Consider the following 23,595-nt stretch of genomic DNA (forward strand, 5'->3'; position numbering starts at 1 on the left):
TGCCTGATCGATCATCCGGGATTAGTTACTTTTTCATATCTTTGGGTGCGTCTTTTTTCGGTGCATCCTTCTTAGCATCGGCTTTCGCAGCAGGGGCTGCGGACGCTGCTACTGGATCGCTGTATTCCACAGGCAATGCAAGCAAAGTTATTTGCGTCATGGATTGTGCACCAGTCATCTGCCGGCCGGTTTCCTTCGCCCGGGCAGCCGCAATGACCGACGGTCGAATTGGATCGGCGGCATTTTCCCAGTTCGAACGAACATAGGTCAAAACTGCGGCGATCTGTTCATCTTTCAACTGTGCACCCCAGGCAGGCATCTGTCCATTATAGCTCTTGCCTTTCACGGTGATGCTACCGTTTAAACCATAAAGCAAAATTCGAGCCAGCCGGGCGGGTGAACTCTGTTCGCCGACGACCCATTCCGATTTGTTCAGAGCAGGGAACTGGGCGGGAAGACCTTCGCCATTAGCCTGGTGACAGCTGATGCAGTTGTTGAAAACGCGAGCCCCGAGTTTCTTCAACTCGTCTACGGGGGCGGTTTCATAATCGATTGCGGGCTTGGCGGGACCTTGATTACCGACTTTAGGCTGGGGTCGATCCATTACCGTCGAACTATAATCCCCGGCGTAGGTGGCTACATACCAACCTCCCCAGGAGAGTAATCCCGCAAAGCAAAGTGTCATCCAGAAGGGAACTGGTTCGAAACCATCGTGCGGTTCGTTGTGTTCCCGACTGATCGCATGCTGGGCGGCATGGAGATCGTATTCGTGGGATGCAATTTGATCATTGGAATCTGGCGTCGTGCTCATTGTTTGCTCTCCGGCAGTTCCACGGTCGAACGATTGAGCCACAGGAGAAATTCTACCAGCGATTTAGCCTGGCTGGTGGGGACGATTTCAAAACCTGGTGCCACATATCGGGATTGTTCTTCCCCAAAATTCAGAGCATCTACCGAGGGTTGACCGATGATCTTCCGGGTTTCATAAAGGAAGCTAAAGGGAGGCATGATCGATCCTGGGCTCGTCGAAACAGGTCGATACAGGTGTCGATGATGCCAGGCGGGATCGGGGAGGCGTTTGCCGATATTGCTCAGATCCGGACCGGTACGCATCGTACCGAGCATGATCGGCCGGTCGAACATGTAATCGCGTGGATAAGTGCGACGATCGCCCCAACCCCGCAGAATGTCTGTATTGTTGCCGAACGACTCGTCGCGGATCTGCTGCGAATGGCAGTAAAGACAGCCGTTCGCCTTGTAGACAGCGAAGCCATCGGCGACTGCACCCGACATGGGCTTCGGGTAGACATCGTTGGTCGTTTCATCAACTACCACCGGCTGCATTTGATTGACCTTAACTAGCGGGGCAAAAACAAGGCCCAGCCAAGAGGAGGTAAAAGTCAAAAAGCAGCCGAGAAACAGGACCATACCCCGATCCATGTTTGCTCTCCTAAACTATGGCTGTCTTGGGCACAGCCGGATTCTCAGAAATCAACTCGCGACAGCCATCTCTTCGGAGGAGTGGCTAGTTTTCTTAGTAAAGTAGGTCGGTCCGGATCGTTTAGCACTCATTTTCGTCACGTTCATGAGGAACAGAACCAGGAAGACGATATGACCCAGAGTCATCAAGCTTCCGCCGATCGTGCGGCTCATCAAGTACGGAACGGTATCCTTCACGATGTTCATGAAAGGAACAGGTTTTCCTTCTGGATCGATAGCGATCAAAGCTTTGCCTTGATACCAGCCGCCGATGCTCAAGCCCGTGAAATAAATTACGATACCCAGAGCAGTGCACCAGAAATGGATGCGAATCAGTCTCGAGGATCCCCATTCCCAACCGGTCAGACGCGGAACGATGTAATACATGGTCCCGAACATGATCATCGTGTAGAAGCCGTAAGCTCCAAGGTGAGCATGTCCCACAGTGTAGTGAGTGAAGTGAGCCACTTCGCTGAAGTCGCGAAGCGCCTCAATCGAACCCTGCAAACTCACAGCCGTGTAGGAAATCGCCCCAAAGACTACGAAGCGGAGTGATGGACTGTATCGAAGTTGGTCGAAGTGTCCCCACATAGTCATGTGGTGATTCAACCCGACCGCCATAACCGGGATGAACATCATCATCGATCCCACCACGGAGGCGGAGACCATCCAGGCGGGAATCGGGCCACCGATCAGATGGTGCATACCCGCCCAACTGTAGAATAGTGCCAATGCCCAGAACCCGATGATGCTCAGGTAATAGCTGTAAACCGGCCGGCCGATCACCTTGGGGATGATGTAGTACGCCGAGCCAACACCGATCGGCGTGAGCCAAAGGCCGAGAACGTTGTGGGCAAACCACCAGTTACAAGCAGCCTGTACCACGCCTTGAGCAGGATCCATGACTCCGGGAATGCCGAAAATCACCAGTTGAGCGACAGTATAAAGCCAGGGCATCCAGAACATGGCACCGAAAATATACCACTGAGTCACGTATACGTGCTTTTCACGACGATTGCGGAAAGTGGCGATCGTCCAGGCCGCAACTAATCCCAGGGAGATAGTGATCAGTGGACCGATGACTTGAGGAGCTTCGAGCCATTCCACGCCCGCACTGTAGCCTGCGAGAATACCCACGAGAGCGGTACCCACTGCGATATTGTAAAGCACGACCGAAATGTAAAGAATTTTCGGATAGATCAGCTGCACGCGCGACAAACGGCACATCAGCCAGATCGAGACGCCCATACCGACGCCAAAACCCCAGCCAATACCGACCATGTTCAAGTGGGCCGGTCGGACGCGTCCGAACGTCAGCCAGGAGGTTTCGGAAAGAAACCAGGTGGCGTGCATTTTGATGGAGGCGGTCAGCCCGAGCAAAGATCCGATTACGAGCCAGATCAGAGCGCTGCCAAGGAATAAAAGAACCGGACCCCGGCAGGATTCATCGATTAATCTTCGCTCTTCAGCAAAACGAGCTTTTTCAGCCGCGGAGAGTGGCGCTTCAGCTGTAACTGACATTAGTTATTCCCTCAATCAGCCGTAGGACGACCCGGTTGAGACGGTCGACGTTGTGGTTGCCCCGGAAACGCATCGGTAGTTTCGCCGATCGGCTCATCCGGATCGAAAATTGCTCGGGCCGAGCGCGTGAAATTTTCAAATTGACCATCTTTAACGCCCCAGGCCAGGGCCATGATCATCGCGGCGGAAAACATCAGACTTGCCACGGTAACGATCAAAATCATCAGCTTGTCGTTGGAAGTGATAACTTCCGGATCAATTGGAATGCTCATCGAATCTAACCTCCTCCGATTCGAAAATTACTTCTTTTCCGGCTTCGGAGCGTCCTTGGAAGAGGCTTTGGGCTCTTCCTTTTTAGCGTCTTTGGGCTCGTCTTTTTTAACTTCCTTGGGAGCAGGAGGTGTTTCGGCCTTCGGCTCGGGTTTGACAGTAGGCTTCATAGGGAACGGGAGTTTCCCGTTCTTGGAACCTTCTTCGATCATTTTCTGAACGGAGACATCTACGGGAATACGAACCGTATTGGTGGCTTTGTCGAAGTTGCCATAAGAGCTGATCATGTCCTTCTGAGCAGCCAGCAATTCTTTTAGTTTCTGTTCACCGCTGATGGTCGGAGTCGCCACGTCCATTTTGTTGGAGTAGTAGTAGATGACAACGATCAAACCGGCAAACAGGAACAAAAGCAACAGCGTGGTCACAATTGTAATCACCGGGAAACCGGGTGAAGGAATCTCATGTTTGTTGGGAGTCGTATTGATGTCCATTTCTCGGATTCTCGCAAAATAACCCGGCTGGCAATACCGCCGGGGTAAATTCGTAACACAGACGGCGTTCCGGTTTATTTCGGATCGCCGAACTCGTCGTTTTCAAAATGGATCGATTCATCCAGTCGGGGATCGCCTACGGGAATCATCGGAGCCTTTTTCCAGCCGTTGAAGAGGCAGGTCATCAACAAGCCCCCGAAGAACAGCAGCGATGCGATCGTCGTCCAGTGGAATTGTATCCCGCTGATCGGATCGTCGTGAACGGTTGGCTTCAACATTTCCGGCATGATCTGCCAGTATTGATCGTAGCAGTGGAAAAACAGAATCCAGGATGCCACAAAGGCCATAATCTTTGGATTACGCTTGTTGCCGCGGGGCAGCAGGATCAGGAACGGAACCACGAAGTAACCGAGCGGTAGTATCACCGACATGTGATACCAGGTTCCGACACGGCGGTTGCGGAAGAACTGAACTTCCTCCGGCATGTTGCCATACCACTGCAGGAAGTACTGGTCGAATGCGATATAGGTCCAGAATACAGTGAACCCGAAGGTCAGCTTGCCCATATCGTGCAGGTGTTCTCGAGTGATCGTGTTTCTCAGGTATCCCGCCGAGCGGAGACCCAAAGTGATCAGAATAATCAACGCCAGAGAACTGCGGATCCCACCGGCCCAGAAATAAACGCCGAAGATCGTGGAGAACCAGGTGTAATTCAAGCTCATGATGAGGTCGAAAGCGGTGAACGTCGCCGTCAAGCCTAGCAGAAGTATACCGGAGGGAGCCCACCATTGCATCTTCTTGGTGATGGAGACTTCTCGTGTCGAGTCCTGCTTCAGCGAATTATTTCGCATGAAATAGGAGTAACCGATCCAGATCGCGAAGTAGATGCAGATGCGGGCAATGAAGAATCCCGGACTCAGCCAGAATCGCTTGGAGCTAACCGGAATATCAATTTCTGTTGCGTGTGCCCCCTTATAAATGGAACCCAATCCCAGAGCAATTGGCAGGAACAGCACCAGAAGAATCGGCAGAGCCCGAGTGATATTCTCGAAGCTTCGACGAATACCGACCGACCATCCGGCGTCCGCCACGTGATGAATCATCGTCCAGAAAAGGCAGCCCAGTGTAATCGACAGGGCGTAGACGTAGCCGTGCAGATACGAAAAGAGAAACTGCTTGTGGCCTTCGGTACTATCGAGAATGAAGCCGATCGCCAGTAGTACGGCACCGGTCAAAGTCACCGCAAGCGCCTTCTGATAAAGGCCTGCGCTGACCGACTCAGGCATATTGGGAGAATCCGGCAGTGTATGTTCCGCGGTTGCGCTCATTATTTAGGCACCCCCAATTGTTCGCGCTGTGAAGCCGGTACGAGGCTCTTATCGGCGATCTGCGAGTATTGCAAAGCTCGAACGTAAGAGACAATCGCCCAACGATCGATCGGCTTGGTCATGTGCCCATAGGGAGACATGGTGTTCTTTCCCATGGTGATCGTGTTGAAGATTTCGCCATCGGCCATTTCCCGCAGCCGATCCTGATGATAGCTGGCGATGCCGACCATGTTATATTTGCCAACGATACCCGCCGCTGTGTCTCCCTGGCCGCCATATCCGGAAAGGCCGTGGCACATCGAGCAGTTAATGGTGTATCGTTCCTTACCGCGAGCCAGTAATTTGTCCCATCCGCCCAGTTCGTCGATGGCTCTTTGCGGTATGTTTGTAATCCACTTGGGCTGCATTTCCTTGCGTTCTTTTTTCACGAGGACAGGCTTGCCGCCTTCGAGAACTGGCTTCCCGTCCGCTCCCATCTTCGGAGTCTCGTCGATCACCGTCACCTCGTGCATACCCTTGTAGCCGAAGTAGAAGTTCTCGTCTTCCTTGAGGAAGTCGGGGTTGTCGGCTTTAAGATATCCCGCATCGGCGAAGTAGTCGGCGCCGGAGTAAGCCACCGTCCCGGAAACGGGCATGCGAGCCGAGCGTCCATCGCCGAAGAATCGGCTCTGGGACTGCGCGTAATACTTGCCCTGATACTTCATATCCCAGAACAAGTGCCGGGGACGATTAGTCGTCTTCTGTCCCCGGGCTCCGAGCATGGCCGCGATAACGGCCGCGAGTCCGAGAATAACCAGAATCATTCGCAACATAGTGTTTCTTACGCCTCCACTACGGCAATGTTATAACCACCCAGCTCCTGGAGCTTGGCCGTGGTCTTGGCTTCGTTGTACATGGGATCCTTGGCTTCCACAGTGAGGAAGAAACCATTGTCCGTCGAGGCGGACATTCTTCGATACTGATCCAGCGGGTGGAACAGTCTCGGAAGTCCGCAAAGGCCGATGAGGCCGAGAACCGTAAAGATCCCGCTGATCAAGACTGTCAATTCAAAACAGATGGGAATAAAAGCTTCCCAGGCTCGATACAGCTTGCCCTGAACGATGGTCGGATACCACCAGGTCATCAAGCCGAATTGCATGATGATGGCGGTACTCAAACCGGTGATCGAGCCGCAAATGGTAATCCAGGGTACGGGAGACCGAGTCATACCGATCGCTCGAACCATACCGTGAACCGGATAGGGAGTATAGGCATCGAGCGACTTGTATCCGGCATCCCGGAGCGTCTCGGCCGCGTGACGAATTTCAGCAGGAGTATTAAACTCCGCCACAATCCCCCAGTTGACGCCCTTGCCACCTTCGGCTTTGAGCACGAGTTCATCCGCCGGCACTAACACTTTCGGTGTGGCCGGAGGCTGAGGACTATGATCCCCGTGAGGATGAGAGAAGGGAAGAACGCCCTTCACTTCCGACATGGCGATCATCGGCAGGAATCGGATGAACAGCAGAGTCAGCGTGAAGAACAGGCCGAAGTCTCCGAACATCTGAATCCAGTCCACATAAGAGGGATAGAAATTCCCCCAGGAACCGGGCAGCAGATCTTTGTGCAGCGATTGAACGATAATTACGAACCGTTCATACCACATACCGATGTTGACGAAGGTCACAATGATGAATGACTTCCAGGGAGTGGTACGCCAGGACTTCATCCAATACAGCTGGGGAATGAACAGGTTGCAGCTCACCATGATCCAGTAAGCCCACCAGTAGTTGCCGGTCGCACGATCAATGAAGGTCTGAATTTCGTTAACATCCCCACCGTACCAGGCAATGAAGAACTCCATTGCGTAGGCGTAACCCACCAGCGTTCCCGTAGCAAGGATGAACTTGGCCATAACGTCCATATGGCGTTCGGTAACGATGTGCCGAATGCCCGGATACATGGCTCGCACCGGGATCATGCACTGAAGCACCATCCCGAAACCCCCGAAGATCGCACCAGCCACGAAATAAGGCGGGAAGATCGTCGTGTGCCAGCCCGGTATGATCGAAGTGGCGAAGTCGAAGGACACCACCGAGTGGACTGACAGCACCAGGGGAGTCGAGAATCCGGCCAGGATCAGATAAGCAATTTCATAGTGCCGCCAGTGGCGGGTTGACCCACGCCAGCCGAAGCTCAGTACGCCGAAAACTGTTTTGCGATACTTGTTGGTTGCACGATCGCGAAGGGTCGCGAGGTCGGGAACCAGACCGGTGTACCAGAACAAAAGAGAAATCGTGAAGTACGTCGAAACGGCGAACAAGTCCCACAGAAGAGCCGAACGAAAGTTCTGGAAGATCCAGTTGGCATTCGGCAGCGGGAACATGAACCAGGCGTACCAGAACCGCCCCACGTGAATACCAGGGTACACCCCAGCGCAAATCACGGCGAAAATCGTCATGGCTTCTGAGAAGCGGTTAATCGAGGTACGCCATTTCTGTCGGAACAGGAACAAAATGGCCGAGATCAATGTACCGGCGTGACCGATACCGATCCAGAACACGAAGTTCGTGATATCGAAGGCCCAACCTACCGGGATGTTCGATCCCCAGACTCCAACACCGGTCGAGATCAGGTAGACTGCAGACATGACGCCCGAAAGCAAAATCGTTGCGGACATCAAAAATGCAGGCCACCACCAATCAGGCTGCGCCTTTTCCGTGATGGAACTGATCGTCTGGGAAATCTTGTGGAAATCCTGCTGGATCGGTTCCACCCACTGGATGCGAGGTAGAGTCTCACCGGAGTGCCCGCTGCCATGGGCCGTTTCGGCTGTACTGCTCACTAATGGGCCTCCTTCTTGACGACCTTACTCATATTTTCATTGAGATTTCGAAGTCTCGGCAGATAGCTGGTTCGAGGTTTCGTATTGCGGGAACCCAGCACGAGAAAATCGGCTTCTCGCTGCTTGAGCTGATACACCCGACTGTCGGTGTCGTTCACGTTACCGAATACGATCGCTTGGGAAGGACAAGCCTGCTGGCAAGCGACGTGAATGAGACCGTCTGGACTGACGATCTTGGCTTCACCGTCGATCTGTCGGATATCGTAACCCCAGGCCATTGCATCTTCTTTGGTCTTGGGTTTGAGGTAATTCTTCTTGGCGGCTGCGACCTTGGCGCCAATCTTCCCCCGCTCGAGTCGCTGGATGCAGTAGGTGCATTTTTCCATGACGCCTCGCATACGAACGGTGACGTCGGGATTCTTCTGCATCTTCAGCGTTTCAGGAATTCCCTTAGGTGATAAACTTTCCGTATCGAGCCCTTCGTCAGAGTTGATCTGGCCAAGGAAAGTCGGGACTCGCAAGCTGTCTTGCTGCCGTTGATTGAAATCGAACCAGTTGAAGCGGCGTACCTTATAGGGGCAGTTGTTGGAGCAATACCGGGTTCCGATGCAGCGATTGAACACCTGAATGTTCAAACCTTCCGGGCTATGCACGGCCGCATTCACCGGGCAAACGGACTCGCAGGGAGCCCCTTCGCAATGCTGGCAGGCCATCGGTTCGGTCACAACTCGAACGTCGTCGATACCGTCACCGAAGCCGCCTTCGGGTTCCATCGGGTTCGAGTTTAGTTCGACGTTCGTGAAATAGCGATCCAATCGGATCCAATGCATTTCACGGTTGCGTTTCACTTCCCCCTTACCGACCACCGGAATGTTGTTTTCACTCTGGCAGGCAATCACGCAGGCACTGCAACCGGTGCAGGTATTCAGGTCGATGACCATACCCCACTGATGGTGGCCGAGCAATTTTTCGGGATAGGAAACATCCAGCGAGATTCGTTTCTTTTCGTCCAGTTCACGAGCCACTTTGTAGCCGTATTGGAAGCGAAGTTTGGGATTGTCTTCGTGGTGCTCTGGATGAACACCTTCTCCCTTGCCATGACGCTCGCCGTTTTCGTGCTCTTCGCCATGGGGTTCCCCATGCTTGTGAAGCACCAGAGTTTCGTAGTCACTCAGAGTGAATTCCGAGACAACTTCGTCTCTTTCCGCTGGAATCGTGCTGTGTTCCTGAGTCGTCACCAGCTCGTAGAAACCGGTAATCTTGGTCACTTTCGCAGGTGCGAAATGGAGATCAACACTAGTGCGAATCGGATAGACGTCAAAGCCACCCCCACCCTGCTGATGGCCGATCGATTTGCTGCCCTTGTAGCCGAGGGTCAAAGAGATCGAGTTGTCGGCATGGCCGGGAAGGATGTAAGCGGGAACTTCGATGGACTTGGCACCGACTTCGATTTTCAGAAGCTGGCCCTGTTTGACCGAAAGCAGCTTGGAAGTCTTGTAGCTGATGATCGCCGCGTTATCCCATACCAGCTTGGTCATGGGATCGGGCAATTCCATCAACCAGCTGTTAGTGGAGTAACGACCGTCGAAAACGCTGTAGCTGGGATGGAAGGAGACTTCCATGTTGGATTCGGACACGGCCTGCGAAGGCTTCCAGCGTCCCACGGCATCCCCAAGAGTTGCTGCAATCGTCGGCTTGACGAAAGCCGGAGCACTGTCGGCCAGGAAGCCCGTGTGGAGGAAACGGCGAAACTCGATCGGTTCGGTTTTCTTGGAGCGGGCGGTGAAAGCCTTTTGAACGACTTCATAGGCTTTGTTTTGTGCAATCAGATAGCTGCTGGCTTTTTCGTAGCTGCTGAGTTGAATCAGCAACTCCAGAGCCGAGCGACCTTTATAAAGCGGCGCGATCAGGGGTTGAATCGAGCAGTAGTGCCCATCCGACGTTTCCGCATCCCCCCAACTCTCGAGGTAGTGGGCCATTGGCAGGTGCCAGGTGGCTTTCTTATCCGAAGGTTCGGTGAACAGACCAAGACGGATAACTGTCGGAACTTTAGCGAGTTGTTTGCTGAATTCCAGATCGGCAGGAGCGGTATATGCCGGATTGCTGCCGAGAATCAATAGAGTTTTGACTTCACCCTTGCCCATTGCGGAGGCTAGATCGCTGATCGAGCGATTGTTTTCCTCGGTAACCGGACGATAATCGACGGTGACACCCACATTGCCCAAAGCTTCGTTGATGCTGGCAGCCAGAGCATGTACGAGTGGCGGTTGACGATGGCCGACTACCACCAGACTTTTGCCCTTGTATTCGACCAGATCCTTGACGACTTCTTCGATCCAGATGCGATCGATTTGAATCGTGCTGGCTCCGGCTTTATCGACCGAAGCCTTCCAGCTCGCACTGGTTTTGGCCCCAATCTCTTTAGCGATGGCAACCGCATAGTCAGCGATGTTGGTGGCGGGTAACCGCAGGCGGTGATCCGCCATGGAGCCGGTAATGCTAAAACCGTTCTCCACAACGTAGAGTCGATTCAGTTTCTTCGAAATGTTGTGATCGTGCGAATGCAGGGCGTCGGTTCCTCGTCGGCCGGTCGCGTAGCCGAGCGAATTTGGAATAACCGAATCTTCAATTCCCAGAAAATCACAGTCGATCGACAAGATTCGCAATGCTTTTTCGAAGTGGTAGACCGGTTGCAAAGTCTGACCGAAAGCAATGTGAGTACCCTGGCGCGCCGGGCCAACCAGATCCACTGGTTCGTGAACGTACCAGGTAGCCTTGGGCATCACACTCTTTATGTGTTCCCGAACAAGTCGGATCGAGGGAGAAGGAAGGTCTTTCGCCAGAATTGCAAAGCCTTCTCCTTGCTTCTTCGCCACTTCCGAGAAGTAGTTGACAGCGAAAGCATCGAAGTCTTCCCAACTTTTGCTTTCCCCGTTATTCAGAACTTCACGGGATCGGTCGGGGGAGTAAATATCCAGGACAGAGGCTTGTGCAAAAGCGTCTGTTGATCCCTGGCTGGCGGGATGCTGGGGATTGCCCTCGATCTTGGTAGGCCGACCTTCATGGCTCTCGACGATGAGCGGGATGCAGCCGCCCGGCCGAGGCTGACAAGTCGCATAGAAACTGGGCAGGCCTGGAACAGGAGTATCGAGAGGACGATTATTCTCGTCCGTGGTCCGGGCGTAAGGCAGAATCTGCAAGTCGGGTCGACGGCAGCCAGCCAACCCGGCCAAGCCCAAGCCAGCGACAGAGAGCGAAATGAACTGGCGGCGATTGAAACCACCAGTAACTTCCGCCTCGCCGGTCGATTCATAGATATTGGCGAAACCGGGAAATTCCTGCTTGGTGAACGCTCGAAACTCCGGGGTGTCGGCCAGATCTTCCAGAGATTGCCAGTAAGGTTTCAAATTGTTGCTCTTTTCCAGACTCATCGATGGCAACCTCCACAATTGTTCGGCGGATTGATCCCCAGCTTCTGCTTCAGATCAGCCCCTTCGCTATCAGAAGTTGACTTGTACAGCATGTTGGTCACTTCTTCACGCGGACGCAGATGAACTTCTGCGTTGTAGTGGCAGTGCAAGCACCAGCCCATGCTCAATGCTTTTTCCTCGTAAACCACTTTCATCTCATTGATCTGCCCGTGGCAGCTGACGCAGCCGACGCCGCGAGCCACGTGAACGCTGTGGTTGAAGTAAGCGTACTCGGGAATTTTGTGAATTTTCTTCCATTCCACCGGTTTGCCCGACCGGTAACTTTCCCGAACCAGAGAAAGCAGCGGGCTCGCACCCTTGACATTTGCCTTCTCAGGATTGTGGCAGTTCATGCAGGTCTGACTGGTTGGCACCGTCGCATGTGGAGAGTTTTCCACATTCTGGTGACAGTACCGGCAGTCCATACCGAGTTGCCCGGCGTGAATCTGGTGGGAAAAGGGAACAGGTTGTTCGGGTTGATAGCCCACTCGCGTATAGCTGGGCTGAACGTAATAGTAGAAACCGAGTACGAAAAGAGTCACCGCAAGCCCGGCCGCCAATCCGGCTTGCCGGATTGTTGTGTCGATGCTTCGCGAGAAAATGGCTGGCAAGTTCCTCGCTCCTCTCTAAGGCAAATTGGTTAAGCTTCGGCCCCATCTTTCGAATAGAGAGACCGAATTCCTGTCAGATTTCGTTAGCGATTCAAACAGTATATGAATACTGCTCTTTCTCTAACCGAACCTAAACGCCACGGTTAACTGGTATAGAGCTTCCTTCCATTACTATGGAGGGAAAGCCTACCGAAAAGCTGCTGTCTAAAATTATGAACAATGGGAAGGTTTTCTCAGATTCGGGAATGACGGCTCAAGGGCTCGTCGGTGCGAAAAATTGCTTGTAAAAGAGATAAATCGTCACGGTGCTTCCAATGAAGATAACGATTGTTCTCACCATTTCTTTCGAAAGTTTTTTTGCAATCACCGCCCCGAGATAGCCGCCAAGGATTGCGGTGAATGACATGGGGATCGCCATTTCCCACACTATGATGCCTTTGAACAGGAAAATAATCAGCGTTACAAAATTGATGATTGACGCCAGAACTGTCTTCACGGCGTTGATCTCCACGATATTCGAAAATCCCATGTATCCGAGGGTACTGATCATGAGAATGCCGATGCCCGCGCCGAAGTAGCCGCCGTAGATTGAAATCAGAAATTGAAAACCGATGATCCACGAGAGTGTTCGCGACGAAGGTGCCTGGAAATGTTGAATTCCCGTCCAACGCTGGATCGGCTTCTGCAGTAAGAAAAGGAGCGTGGCGAGTAGCATCAGCCAGGGATAAAGTTCGCCGAATTGCACGGGGTAGAGAATCACGAGCAGCGATCCAATTACTGCCCCGAGGATACTCGGTCCGATCAGCTTGAGCAGTATGGGCCGGACGGGTTCTAGAAATCCACGGAAGGTCCACGCTCCCGCCAGTGAACCGGGCAGCAGTGCGAACGTCGAGGTTCCGTTCGCCAGTATAGGATTCATCGTTGTGAGTAATGCTGGAAAAGTGAGAACGGTCCCACCTCCGGCAATCGAGTTCATCACCCCCGCCAGAAGGGCCGCGACGAGACAAAGCAGATAAGTAAAAAAACTATATTCCAATGAAAAATCCTTCCCGGTAATTAGTACCAAGGAGGGATACGAAAATTACACGAGTCTTATCTTCCGGGAATTCGAAAAGGCAGAGGCTGAGTTTTGAAATCCCGGCTTCCGTTCTGATCGGTCGCACCACCAAAGGTCTGCAATTGCGTGCTCATGATTGTTTTTTTTGCAGCGTTGATGGCCGCGTCGTTATCCGAATCAAACTCCCCGAGGCAGACGTAACTGCCTTTCAGTGTGTGAAATACGAATGGCCTGAGACCTATTTTAACGCGGGGATCACTGAGCACTCGGGCGAGTTCCTCGGCCTGGAGCGCACCATTTTCCAGAAGAGACTGCTTGGGGCTACTGCCGAAGATTTTTTCCATCACGGTAGGTTGCGGATCCGCAGTCTGCAAAACCGCCCCGCCGCTAAAACCTTTAACTACCAGGGTATAGTTCTTGCGACATTCGAAGACGTTGTACTTCTGGCCGTGGTTGATTTTTTTCCAAACTTCGATTTCCTCTTTTTCCGCTTGCAGCTTTTCGGCGGCATCATCGAAGGCGACGCTCGGATTGCGAACGACGAACGACTGTAGAAAAGGATTGAGCGGTTTCATATCGCTTGCGCCTCGAAATGGCGTTGTAGGCACTTGCGACTGGATGGAATCCATAATTGGCGCCTTCGAAGCGCTTCCCACCACGATTTTATCGCACAGATAATCGGGAGGTGTTTTGATCTTGCGAACCTCATCCAGCCAGCGTCGCGCGGATTCCATGTCTTTCCAGGGCGAGCGAGCGGGGCCCAGGAGTACCACATACTCCACGTCAATATGCGTTCGCTTTACAGAAATTTTGTTGCCGTCCGGTTTGACGCCGAGCTTCCGGTACTCTTCCTGGAGTCGCTCTTTTTCCGCTTTAACCCGATTCTCCTCGGCTATCTTTTCCTTGAAGTTTCGAATCTCAATATAGGGATTAAATTTCGTGCTCGACTTAATGTAGTCAGCCAGATCCTCGGCCAGTTCCAAGCCGGATTTCTGAGAATCTTTCGGATCCTTATAGGATTTCACGATAATCAAAAAATTCCCCGCGTTGGGTACGAGCGGGTATTTGGCCTGCGGGGCCTGAGGCACCCCCACCGAAGTGATGCTGGGTAGGCCCGGATCGTTTCTGGTTTGCGCGAATGTGGCATTCTTCTGGCCAAATAAACTCGCCGCGCAAATTCCCCCGATAATCCATTTTCGCATTATGGGAACTCCTTCCCCAAATAGCTGATGGTCCAGCGAAATTATTTAGTTGAATTCGTGTGGAATAACTGAAGTGTCGTGAGAAGGAAAGGGGAAAACGTCAATTCGCACTGGAATTTGGAGGGTCTGGGCAAACCCAGGAAATCAGGGTTTGGACATACCCACAAAGCTGCCATCGTTTTCCCGGGAGAGGGCCCAGAGGAATGCCCCAACATCAGGACTTTCATAAAAGAAGCCGACCGAATTTATTCGCACTTTCTGACCTTGAGTATCGGGTCGATTCCAATTGCGATTCATAGTTTGGCGAATGTGCTTGCCCAGAATGTCGCCGAGTTGGCTCTCCGATAGCACGGCCTGCTGCTGAGTTGGGCTCAAGCCCGGGCCGGCATTGGGTAACCCGTCGGAAAGCAAATAAATGGTATCCAGTCCTTTGCTGCGCATTCGAAATGCTGCTTCGAATGGTTCGTACATATTGGTTTCACCGAGTGGGCGTGTTCCCTTAACTGCTTCTTCTGCTTTGGTCTCGCTTTTTCCCGCTTCGTAATCGAGCCACTCGCCTGACTGACCCAAAGGGTAGACCAAACGATTGGAGAACATGATGATCTGGTATTTCTCCAAGTTGGGTAAGGATCGCATGATCTTTGCCACGGTACCGGCGACGATCGGCCATTTATGGGGAGCCACCGTATTTTCGTCGGTGCGTTCCATACTCCCGGACATATCGACCAGAAAAACGACCTTTCGCCCCGTGAGAGCAATGCCGGCAAACTTATTGTCTTTTTCGATCTGCATCTTGTTCAATTTGTCGGCCAGCTTGGCTTTAGTTCCCTGCAAATCGATGAGCTGTACGGCGGCTTGATCGAGCTTTTTCTTCAACTCATCCACCGATGCGGAATTGTTGGCAGTCCTCAAGCGCATTTCTTTAATCTCGGCGGCGAGCTGGGCATTCATCCGTTCCAGCTCTTCCTGTCGGGATTTGGCGTCCAAGGTGTTGCGCGTCAGACTGGCCATCTCCGCGGTCTTTTTGGCGAGATCCTTTTCGAGAGAGGTGGATTTTTTCGCGAGGGTTTCGGCTTCTTCGCGTCGACTCTTGAGGAGAGCCTCCGCATCTTTCGCAGTTTTCTCTGCCAAAGCCAGATTGCGAGCATTTTTCTCGGCTACATCCTTCACCGTCGCGAGATTTTTCGCCTGATCCTCGAACTCCTTGCGGGCTAATGCCAGATTTTTTTCGGTTTCGTCCCTTTCTTTACGAACCAGAGCGAGTTGTGCGTTGGCTTCCGTCTTCTGCTCATTGGTAAGAGCGAGATTTTTTTGCAATTCTTCGATGTCCGCGGAAAGACGCATGGCTTCCACGTTGCGATCAAACAGGTTAAGCTGCGTTTCCAGCAATTCCGCTTGAACGGTCTGGGTTTGATCCCAGGCGAGGCTGGCGTCTCGGGTTTTCAGCAACCAGAGGAGGGTGACGCATCCTAAAGCACAGCAGAATACGTCGAGCATCCACATGCTGACGAATCCGGGAGCCTTGTGTTTGATTTTCATGAGGCGCTCCCGATAAGAGGTATCTTTTCTCGGATGCGGTCGGTAGGGCCGGGCGGAGGAGCCTGACTGGCCAGGCGAACGAGGGCACCTGCCACGGCATCGGCCGGTAAAATACGCACTCGAGTTTGCTCGGCCAGATTTTGATGAAGCCCCACGGCCAAACCCGGCAGACGACCAGCTTCAGCCCGTAGCCAGACTTCCGAAGGCATTTCCTCGGGAAGTGTACGTTGCAACCAATCGACCAGCGTCGAGACACAGGGATTCGAAAGCGGCTTTGCCAGCAGTGTCAGGTCTTCTTCGCCCAGAATCAGATCCTGATACCAAGTTTCTGCCCGAACGGTGACGGTGACTTTGCGGCCGAAGCGAACCCCTTCGAGCATAGGTTCGATCTGATCGTAGAGCATTTGTTCGGAATCGGCAGAATCTCTAGGATCGCGACGACAGATCCGGACGCAGCGATCCGAAAGTCCATTGATCAATCGTTCAATCCAGAAGCGCTCGCTGTATTTAGTGAGGTGGATCGAAGCGATCAGTTTGGCTTCATTGTGATCGACCCGGACGAGGCTTGCGGTCAAGGCATGATAGTCCGCCTGCAGAATCAGAACGACCGCGTTTTCAGTCGTCTTCCGTTTGGTTTGCTTCGAAGGGTGCCAGCTTCCAGTTTCCGGTTCATCGCTTGGCAGATCGGTTTGAAAGAGGGTATGCACCCGGTCTGCAACCAGTGCCAACTCGGGTAAGTAAAACGGATTGACTTCAATTTGATTTTTCGCGAACACCGATTGCAGCATTCGCGTCGACGCTTCCGAAAGATAGCTGGGTAGGGCCCAAAGACCGGGCCGATTTCCCTGCAATCTTTGCTTGAAATCTATTACCCACACACTTAAGGCCGCTTCCGGATTAAGACGATGCCAGTCGCTCCGCCATTCGATCTTCTGCCCCAATTCCGCGAGTAAGTTCAGGCACATCAGATGCGGATTTTTTTTGCAAGTTTTCAGCGCGTTGCGACCGAATGTGATCCGTCGATTTCCCAGACCCAACGCTAAAGGTAGACTCGGGTTTTGCTCCTCGAGAAAAGGGGTTTCCAGTTTTTCCCCTTTAATCCGACCGACCAGCAATCGACTGCCGGTCAAATCGTAGCCATGCGGATTGTCCGTTCCGCCGGATAATTTCTCCGCACCATTCCGTCGACCCCAGTTGAATAACGCCATGCTGGACTTCCGTGATGGAGTGATCAGTTCAAATCGAATCGCTAACTTCCATAGGACATATCGTCTGCAAATTACTCGACGCTCTCCGCGAGTTCGGGTTGCGGATCGTAAAGTCGCAATAACAGATGTTCTTGACAGTACTGCTGGCAATCGATCAAAAGTAACTCCTCCGCTCGCTGGACGACGTGAATGATGTACATGAGCACAACGCTCAGCGCCAGTGCCACAAAGGTACAGTCAAAGGCAATTCCCAGCTGATCAGTCACCTGTTTGATGAAATCGGGGTCGCGCTGGTTGCCTGCTTTACTCATTCCGCCGGCCAAGCCACGTACGGTTCCCAGGAAACCGATGGCCGGGATGGCCCAACTCAGATAGGACAGAATTCCCATGCTGGAAATCATGCGATTCTGTTCGACTTCGGTTTGAGTCCTTACCACCTCACCCACATCGGTGGCTTTTCGGCTAATTGAAAACTTGCTCAACCCCAGTTGAATCATCTTGGCAAGAATAAAAGGCTTTCCTCGAGTTATGGAATCGATGCGGCGCGAGAGCGGCCGGCCATCTTCGGGAAGCACTCTTACACCTTCCTCGGTGGGGAGCAGACCGAGAGAAAATGCCTGTCGTTGACGGAGGCATTCCTGGTAGCGCTGCAGGAGTAGCAGACCGGACCAGACGAAGCAGAGGTAGCAAAGTATTTGTTCTGGCCCCAGGAGCAACCTGGCCACGCGTTCCTTGTTCCACTTGGCCCAATAGGCCGCCGTGCTTTCGGCGGGCTGGAAGTACTGCCAAAGTGGGATCGTTATGCCGCCTACAATGAGAATGGATAAAAGAAACCACAGCCACTCTCTGTGGGGGCGTCGGGACTGCTTGACACTCATGAGGTCTAACTTCCTGTAAGCGACTACCTGCTTTGAAGGCAATAATACTTACGGTCTAATGACTCGTTGACCGTTATTCGTTTCGATCGGGTTCATATTTTGAAATCTCTACCATTGTCACCGAGCGGTCAAGTAAGTTCAAGCATTCAATAGAACGAAATTGCATTTCCCGAGAAACGAAATGCTCCGCTTTCCGGCTCCTACCGATAGAGCTAGTCTGAATATTAGTTTAGAGTAGCATAACGAGAACTCTACCCTGCTTCACTCGTCGGAAAGACTTAACATGAAGCCATCTCTCCTGGTTTGTCTGCTCCTGCTACACGGAGCTTCCTCAGCCGCGCAAACTCCCCGATTCGAGATGCAGGAAATTACTCGAGATCTCTCGATCGGTTATGCCGTAATTGCCGCGGATATCAACGGCGACGGTAAACCGGATCTGGTGGTGGTCGACAAGCATCGCGTGATCTGGTTTGAAAACCCGACTTGGAAGATGCACACGATACTCACCGGCAAAACTCGGCCGGACAACGTCTGTATCGCCGCCTGGGATGTCGATGGGGATGGTAAAATCGATTTGATTCTCGGAGCCGATTGGGCTCCCTTCAATACGAAAAGTGGCGGGACTTTGCACTGGCTAAAACAGCCCAAAAATCTGAATCAAGAGTGGGAAATGTTCCCCATTTGCGAAGAGCCTACTGTTCATCGGGTGAAGGTGATACCCAATTTGTATCCCGGCCACAAACCTGGTATCGTGCTCGCACCTTTGATGGGCCGCGACTCCAGTCGGGAAGCAAACTGGATGGATGGCCGGCCAGTGAGATTATTATCTTTTCCAATTCCGAAAGATCCGCAAAAAGGGCCCTGGAAAGCGGATGTGATCTCCGAAGAATTACACGTTGTTCACAATTTCGCGTTTGAGGAGGTTGCTCCGAACTCGCTGCGGATTGCCACCGCGAGCTATGAAGGAGTGAGTCTATTCACTCGCACCACTAAAGATGGATCTTGGGTCAAGCGAAATTTCAATCCCGGTAATCAAGCCAATCTCAAAAGTAATCGGGGCTCTAGCGAAATCGCCCTCTTTCTATTAAAAGGCGGCGACGGTGCGAATAGGGACGGCCGCGGCAAAGCGATAATCGCTACCATTGAGCCCTGGCATGGCAATCAAGTGGTCGTGTATCCGCCGACAGCGTCCTCCGCGACTCAGATTGAGAACTCCACGAAAAATCGACTCATTTTAGATGATCATCTGCGCTGGGGGCATGCCGTGAAATTCGGTCATCTTCTAGGCGCGGATTCGCCGTTTCTTGTCGCAGGAGTTCGAGATAATCCGAACAAAGAGGACAAATTTTCCGAGAAATGTGGCGTGAGAATTTATCAGCCTGAGGATGCGGCGGCTACGAAGTGGAGACGGACAATTCTCGATGAAGGCGGGATCGCGGTGGAAGATTTGATTGTGGCCGACCTCGATGGCGATGGTCGGCCGGAAATCATCGCAGTGGGCCGAGCCACCAAGAATATGCGGATCTATTGGAATAAGACCGGAAAATAATTCTTATTTTTGTGCTCGGATTTCTTTTTCGAGTGCGGCCGCCTGCTTCATGACTTCAGCAGGCACTTCACTCTTTGGATTCATAGTCACATTTCTCCAGGCATCCGCCATCAGCTTGGATCTCTTCTGAACGAGTTTGAACCAGTCTTTTCGATCCTTTTCAACGGTATTGAGAAAGGAATCGATGCCCTCGACATCGTTGGGAAAGAAAGATTTCAAAATCACACGAGCGGCTTCCCGATGACCTTCGAAATTCGGATGCACCCCATCCCCAGCCACCGTGTAATCAGGTTTCATCTTCCTCCTCTCCGCGACGTAATCCTTGAGGGCCTTGTGAATATCGACTACCTTGCGGGAATCGGACTGCTGACTCAAAATGTAATCGGCATATTTTTGAAGAACTTCGTCATCGTACTTTTCATAAAAGCGACCGTAGCCGATATTCTGGGCATCTTTTTTCACCAGTTTTTGAGCCACCGGAACGGGATCGAACGGGAAGGGGGTAAGCAGAACCACTTTGGAACCTGCCTTTTCACAGCGATCGACCACACCTTCCATAAGGCCTTTGCGATAGGCTTCGAATCGCTTCACATCGTAAGGCTGGTAGATTCCGTCGTTCATGCCGTAACAGATCGAAACGGTGTCCGGCTTGAGAAGTTCCAGGGCTCGAGCCAGCCGATTGTTCACATTAGGTCGCGGTTGGGGATTTTCGGATAAGCCGCAAACGGTTTCACTAGATAAGCCAATATTGATAAGTTCGAATTCGAGATTCGGCTGTTTTGCGAATAGATAGGCATCGATGAAATAAACGTAGCCCGCCGCTTGAGTAATGCTGTCGCCTACGAAAACGACTCTCTTTCGATCTGCCGCATGGCCTACGGACGTTAGAAAGATCAATGCCAGACTGAAAAACCAACGCATAGGTGTCTCCGGTTGGAAAATCTTCGAATCAAACTTTGGAAACTTCGACCAGATTGTCGAAAAACGTCGCACCGCCGCCCAGATCGGTGAGCTTTGTGCTGGTGAGCGTGTTGCAATTCTGCCCGTCGTGCGTGTCTTTGTTCCACCAGATTCCCAAGACAACGATCACTCCCGGTTTTGTCTCTTCACCCACATTCGCACGGCAGCGATATTTGCCGCGTGTGCTTCGAACTTCGACCAGATCACCCGCTAAGATCCCTCGTTGCGACGCATCCGTTTGATGCATCTCAAGGCGGGGTTCTCCGGCCTCTTTACGATTTCGATCCAGGTTGGCAAAACTGGAATTCAGGAATGCCGGCTCCGGTGGAGTAATCATCTGCAGCGGAAACTCGCGAGCCAGAGCGGAACCATCTAGAGCATCTTCATGAGGCGGAACATAGCAGGGCAGGGGATCAAAGCCCATTTGCTTCAGCCGTTTGCTATAGAACTCACATTTTCCCGAAGCCGTTCCAAATTTCCCTTCGACGAAAGGGGCATAATCCTTCGGTAGATGGAGCCGTACGGGTCCCTTTTTTGTGCTTTCGAGCGTTACACCCGTAAAAGCTTCAGCGGCGGGATAGCCATTGGCACCGGCGTGAGGCTTCAAGCAAAGTGCGGCCAACTCTTCATCGCTGATCTCGAATAGTTCTGGCTCGAGGTTCATGGCCCGTGCCAGGAGCCGAAATACTTCGTTGTTCGGTTTCGCTTCGTAAAGCGGCTCGATTGCGGGATTGTTCGACTGAATGTAGAAATGGCCGTAGGTGTTGTGGATATCGAAATGTTCGAGTTGTGTAGTGGCGGGTAAAACAATATCGGCATATTCGGCGGTGTCGGTCAGGAATTGTTCGTGTACGACCGTGAACAGGTCCTCGCGCTTTAACCCTTGAATTACCCGGGATTGGTCTGGGCAGACCGAGGCCGGGTTGGAGTTGTAAACGTAGAGTGCTTTAACCGGTGGCGGGCCGAGTTGATTGTGCAAAGCCTCGGCTAACTGGACCATGTTTATGGTGCGGGTTTTCGGAGGAATTAAATCGGGCCGCTCTAGGGCTTCACTATCGAATGGAGCGAGCTTGCTCGTGGAGAGCAGGGCACCCCCGCCTGGATATCGCCAGGCGCCGCTGATCGCCGGGATGCAGCAGATGTTGCGAACGGCCATACCGCCGCCGCCGTGCCGCTGCAACCCGTAATTGAGGCGTATCAGAGAAGGGCCACCACGATCTTGCAGAGATAGGGCGTATTCTCGGGTCAGCAGTTCGATATCTAGTTGCGGGATTCCCGTGATCTGAGAAATTTTCTCGAGTGGATACTCTCGAAATAATTTCTGTTTGAGTTCTTCTGTCCCCAAACAGTAACGATCCAAATAATCCTGATCGACAAGATTGTCCCGAAACAGGATGAGCATCATACCCAGCGCCAGAGCGCCGTCAGTTCCGGGTCGAATGGGAATCCACCAATCGCTTTTCCGCGCCGTTTCCGACCTATATGGATCTATGGTGACAATCTTCGCGCCGCGCTTGCGGGCTTGAAACATAATCGCCCAGAGATGGCTGTTGGTGACTGCGGTATTGGAGCCCCAGTTGATGATGTACCGGCTATGAATCACAGCTTCGGGATCAATCACCGCCCGTGTGCCCAAGGTCATATCCGAGCCGACTCCTCCGGCCGTGGCGCAAATCGTTCGATCCAAAAGCGAAGCACCGATGCGATTGAAAAAGCGCCGATCTAGCGAAGATCCTTGAAGTTTCCCCATGGTCCCCGCATAACTGTAAGGCAGAATCGCCTGAGGTCCATGTTCGGAACGAATTATCGACTGGAATCGCTCGGCAATCTCTCGGATCGCGGAATCCCAGGAGATTCGTTCGAATTGGCCGGATCCTTTGGGTCCGGTTCGTCTCAAAGGGTATTGCAATCGCTCGGGATGGTAAACTCGCTCGAGATAGTTGGCCACTTTTCGACAGAGAAACCCTTTGGTAAACGGATGGTCTTTATCCCCCCGAAAATCGGTAGCCTTACCATCTTCCACGGTAATAACAAAACCGCAGGTATCGGGGCAGTCATGCGGGCAAACCCCTTTGACAGTTTTCAGGGAGAGCGAAGCCATTGCAACGATCCTTTACAGAGAGACAATTTTCCCCGTTCTTACGGATTCAATTTCTTTGTGACACATTACCAGGGCATCTCGAGCGAGTTGCCCATCGAGTAATGCCGATTTTTTCCCGGAGAGGACCGAATTCACTGCTTCGGTGATTTCCGCGGTAAAGGAATCGACGGGATCGCCTCCGGGCAGGTTCGGGTGATCAATGCTACCGTCCTCCTGGTAGACGGTCAGAGGTATGGCACCCGATTCGTAAACGATCGTCGCTTTTTCAAAATAAAGTTCATAGCCGTGGACGAAAGGACGGCCTTTCATGGTCACAGCTCCGGAAGTACAGGTGATCGCGGATCCGCCCGGATAGCCGTAAGTGGTGGTCAGATGCTGTACGGTCTCTTTCTCAACGTAGCCAGCGGAAGATACCGTTTTTGGCATACCAAAATTCAGTCGGATGAAATGCGTATCATGCACGTGCAGATCGACCGCCGGCCCACCGGTTTTAGAGGCGTCGCCGATGTCGGCCGACCAGTCCGGTCGGGAAATAATGCGGCGGAAGTGTCCCGCCATAAGTTTGCCGAATTTGTTGGAACTAATCAACTGGCGAGCGTAATCGAAATCGGGGAAGAACGGTAAGACGTGAGCGACCATCAACATTTTGCCACTGACTTTGGCAGCCGCCATCATCGCGTCAGCGCCTTCCGGGGTCAAGGCAATCGCCTTTTCCACAAGGACGTGCTTGCCGGCCTTCAATGCGGCGATTGCCGTGTGAGGGTGTTGATCCGTCGGATTGCAGATATCGATCAGATCGATTTCGGGGTCCGAGAGTAAGTCTTCCAGGTTCGCATATTTTTTGATGCCGCTGAGATCCATCTGCTCACCGGGAGGGCCGAAATTTCCCCGAATCGAAGTCCAGTCGCCCGCCAGTTTTTTAGGATCGCGGCTACAGACCGCCGTCACTTGAGCACCGGTGACCTTCCTACCTGCCAGGTAGTGGATCATCCCCATGAAGCCCAATCCAACGATCCCAATTCGAAGCATATCGACCTTCCGGAGAGCAGTAATTCCGATATTTTGGTGTTGAAGAAATTCTAGCGAAGAAATCGGATTCAAATAGAT

General features: G+C 52.5%; 19 protein-coding genes. 1 reads left to right on the forward strand and 18 read right to left on the reverse strand.

Annotated features, from left to right (window positions below; genetic code table 11):
• Positions 1–25: 25 nt before the first annotated feature.
• From KIH39_RS04880 to KIH39_RS04950, 15 genes are all read right to left on the reverse strand, one after another.
• The gene (locus KIH39_RS04880; protein WP_213498144.1) at positions 26–811 is read right to left on the reverse strand and encodes a c-type cytochrome; all 786 of its coding nucleotides are present in this window, start codon (positions 809–811) and stop codon (positions 26–28) included.
• Positions 808–1,440: a cbb3-type cytochrome c oxidase subunit II gene (locus KIH39_RS04885; RefSeq protein ID WP_213498145.1), complete on the reverse strand. Its 633-nt coding sequence runs from the start codon at positions 1,438–1,440 to the stop codon at positions 808–810. Before KIH39_RS04885 ends, KIH39_RS04880 begins: the two co-directional genes overlap by 4 nt.
• Before the next feature lie 51 nt (positions 1,441–1,491).
• Complete coding sequence (locus KIH39_RS04890) at positions 1,492–3,000, reverse strand: cbb3-type cytochrome c oxidase subunit I (RefSeq protein WP_213498146.1); 1,509 nt, start codon at positions 2,998–3,000, stop codon at positions 1,492–1,494.
• Between the two features lie 11 nt (positions 3,001–3,011).
• A complete protein-coding gene (locus KIH39_RS04895) occupies positions 3,012–3,272 on the reverse strand; it encodes a cbb3-type cytochrome oxidase assembly protein (protein WP_213498147.1) in 261 nt (86 codons plus the stop codon).
• 27 nt (positions 3,273–3,299) lie between these two features.
• On the reverse strand, positions 3,300–3,761 hold the full coding sequence (locus KIH39_RS04900) for a hypothetical protein (RefSeq protein ID WP_213498148.1): 462 nt from the start codon (positions 3,759–3,761) through the stop codon (positions 3,300–3,302).
• Between the two features lie 74 nt (positions 3,762–3,835).
• Positions 3,836–5,089 carry a hypothetical protein gene (locus KIH39_RS04905; RefSeq protein ID WP_213498149.1) on the reverse strand — a complete coding sequence of 418 codons (1,254 nt, stop codon included), beginning with the start codon at positions 5,087–5,089 and terminating at the stop codon, positions 3,836–3,838.
• Positions 5,089–5,901 carry a c-type cytochrome gene (locus tag KIH39_RS04910; protein WP_213498150.1) on the reverse strand — a complete coding sequence of 271 codons (813 nt, stop codon included), beginning with the start codon at positions 5,899–5,901 and terminating at the stop codon, positions 5,089–5,091. Before KIH39_RS04910 ends, KIH39_RS04905 begins: the two co-directional genes overlap by 1 nt.
• Before the next feature lie 8 nt (positions 5,902–5,909).
• Positions 5,910–7,913 carry a quinol:electron acceptor oxidoreductase subunit ActD gene (locus KIH39_RS04915; RefSeq protein ID WP_213498151.1) on the reverse strand — a complete coding sequence of 668 codons (2,004 nt, stop codon included), beginning with the start codon at positions 7,911–7,913 and terminating at the stop codon, positions 5,910–5,912.
• Positions 7,913–11,344 carry a TAT-variant-translocated molybdopterin oxidoreductase gene (locus KIH39_RS04920; RefSeq protein ID WP_213498152.1) on the reverse strand — a complete coding sequence of 1,144 codons (3,432 nt, stop codon included), beginning with the start codon at positions 11,342–11,344 and terminating at the stop codon, positions 7,913–7,915. The genes KIH39_RS04915 and KIH39_RS04920 overlap by 1 nt, the downstream gene beginning before the upstream one ends.
• Entirely contained in the window at positions 11,341–11,994 is a 654-nt protein-coding gene (locus KIH39_RS04925) for a cytochrome c3 family protein (RefSeq protein WP_213498153.1), read from the reverse strand. Before KIH39_RS04925 ends, KIH39_RS04920 begins: the two co-directional genes overlap by 4 nt.
• A gap of 253 nt (positions 11,995–12,247) precedes the next feature.
• Complete coding sequence (locus KIH39_RS04930) at positions 12,248–13,030, reverse strand: sulfite exporter TauE/SafE family protein (RefSeq protein ID WP_213498154.1); 783 nt, start codon at positions 13,028–13,030, stop codon at positions 12,248–12,250.
• A gap of 56 nt (positions 13,031–13,086) precedes the next feature.
• Positions 13,087–14,253 (reverse strand): hypothetical protein, encoded by a 1,167-nt coding sequence (locus tag KIH39_RS04935; RefSeq protein WP_213498155.1) that lies wholly within the window; start codon positions 14,251–14,253, stop codon positions 13,087–13,089.
• A gap of 144 nt (positions 14,254–14,397) precedes the next feature.
• Entirely contained in the window at positions 14,398–15,792 is a 1,395-nt protein-coding gene (locus KIH39_RS04940; RefSeq protein ID WP_213498156.1) for a VWA domain-containing protein, read from the reverse strand.
• A complete protein-coding gene (locus tag KIH39_RS04945; RefSeq protein ID WP_213498157.1) occupies positions 15,789–17,000 on the reverse strand; it encodes a hypothetical protein in 1,212 nt (403 codons plus the stop codon). Before KIH39_RS04945 ends, KIH39_RS04940 begins: the two co-directional genes overlap by 4 nt.
• 71 nt (positions 17,001–17,071) lie before the next feature.
• On the reverse strand, positions 17,072–17,878 hold the full coding sequence (locus KIH39_RS04950; RefSeq protein WP_213498158.1) for a MotA/TolQ/ExbB proton channel family protein: 807 nt from the start codon (positions 17,876–17,878) through the stop codon (positions 17,072–17,074).
• A 283-nt stretch (positions 17,879–18,161) separates the two neighbouring features.
• Between KIH39_RS04950 and KIH39_RS04955 the strand changes: the two genes are divergently transcribed.
• Entirely contained in the window at positions 18,162–19,427 is a 1,266-nt protein-coding gene (locus tag KIH39_RS04955; protein ID WP_213498159.1) for an FG-GAP repeat domain-containing protein, read from the forward strand.
• 3 nt (positions 19,428–19,430) lie between these two features.
• Here KIH39_RS04955 and KIH39_RS04960 read toward each other — a convergent pair whose 3' ends face one another.
• From KIH39_RS04960 to KIH39_RS04970, 3 genes are read right to left on the reverse strand one after another with little or no spacing between them, the layout of a single operon-like run.
• Positions 19,431–20,348 (reverse strand): SGNH/GDSL hydrolase family protein, encoded by a 918-nt coding sequence (locus tag KIH39_RS04960; RefSeq protein WP_213498160.1) that lies wholly within the window; start codon positions 20,346–20,348, stop codon positions 19,431–19,433.
• Positions 20,349–20,376: 28 nt separating this feature from the next.
• Positions 20,377–22,488, reverse strand: coding sequence for a molybdopterin-containing oxidoreductase family protein (locus KIH39_RS04965; RefSeq protein ID WP_213498161.1), 2,112 nt, complete (start codon positions 22,486–22,488; stop codon positions 20,377–20,379).
• Between the two features lie 12 nt (positions 22,489–22,500).
• Positions 22,501–23,517, reverse strand: a complete 1,017-nt coding sequence (locus tag KIH39_RS04970) for a Gfo/Idh/MocA family protein (protein ID WP_213498162.1) — start codon at positions 23,515–23,517, stop codon at positions 22,501–22,503.
• Positions 23,518–23,595 lie beyond the last annotated feature (78 nt).

It is taken from the genome of Telmatocola sphagniphila (assembly GCF_018398935.1).
Taxonomy (GTDB): domain Bacteria; phylum Planctomycetota; class Planctomycetia; order Gemmatales; family Gemmataceae; genus Telmatocola; species Telmatocola sphagniphila.

What these genes read in the sequence shown, in the direction of transcription:
- KIH39_RS04880 (WP_213498144.1), bottom strand. Translation starts at nt 811, where the DNA reads ATGAGCACGACGCCAGATTCCAATGATCAAATTGCATCCCACGAATAC.
- KIH39_RS04895 (WP_213498147.1), bottom strand. Translation starts at nt 3,272, where the DNA reads ATGAGCATTCCAATTGATCCGGAAGTTATCACTTCCAACGACAAGCTG.
- KIH39_RS04885 (WP_213498145.1), bottom strand. Translation starts at nt 1,440, where the DNA reads ATGGATCGGGGTATGGTCCTGTTTCTCGGCTGCTTTTTGACTTTTACC.
- KIH39_RS04970 (WP_213498162.1), bottom strand. Translation starts at nt 23,517, where the DNA reads ATGCTTCGAATTGGGATCGTTGGATTGGGCTTCATGGGGATGATCCAC.
- KIH39_RS04960 (WP_213498160.1), bottom strand. Translation starts at nt 20,348, where the DNA reads ATGCGTTGGTTTTTCAGTCTGGCATTGATCTTTCTAACGTCCGTAGGC.
- KIH39_RS04905 (WP_213498149.1), bottom strand. Translation starts at nt 5,089, where the DNA reads ATGAGCGCAACCGCGGAACATACACTGCCGGATTCTCCCAATATGCCT.
- KIH39_RS04890 (WP_213498146.1), bottom strand. Translation starts at nt 3,000, where the DNA reads ATGTCAGTTACAGCTGAAGCGCCACTCTCCGCGGCTGAAAAAGCTCGT.
- KIH39_RS04940 (WP_213498156.1), bottom strand. Translation starts at nt 15,792, where the DNA reads ATGAAAATCAAACACAAGGCTCCCGGATTCGTCAGCATGTGGATGCTC.
- KIH39_RS04910 (WP_213498150.1), bottom strand. Translation starts at nt 5,901, where the DNA reads ATGTTGCGAATGATTCTGGTTATTCTCGGACTCGCGGCCGTTATCGCG.
- KIH39_RS04900 (WP_213498148.1), bottom strand. Translation starts at nt 3,761, where the DNA reads ATGGACATCAATACGACTCCCAACAAACATGAGATTCCTTCACCCGGT.
- KIH39_RS04920 (WP_213498152.1), bottom strand. Translation starts at nt 11,344, where the DNA reads ATGAGTCTGGAAAAGAGCAACAATTTGAAACCTTACTGGCAATCTCTG.
- KIH39_RS04935 (WP_213498155.1), bottom strand. Translation starts at nt 14,253, where the DNA reads ATGCGAAAATGGATTATCGGGGGAATTTGCGCGGCGAGTTTATTTGGC.
- KIH39_RS04965 (WP_213498161.1), bottom strand. Translation starts at nt 22,488, where the DNA reads ATGGCTTCGCTCTCCCTGAAAACTGTCAAAGGGGTTTGCCCGCATGAC.
- KIH39_RS04945 (WP_213498157.1), bottom strand. Translation starts at nt 17,000, where the DNA reads ATGGCGTTATTCAACTGGGGTCGACGGAATGGTGCGGAGAAATTATCC.
- KIH39_RS04950 (WP_213498158.1), bottom strand. Translation starts at nt 17,878, where the DNA reads ATGAGTGTCAAGCAGTCCCGACGCCCCCACAGAGAGTGGCTGTGGTTT.
- KIH39_RS04955 (WP_213498159.1), top strand. Translation starts at nt 18,162, where the DNA reads ATGAAGCCATCTCTCCTGGTTTGTCTGCTCCTGCTACACGGAGCTTCC.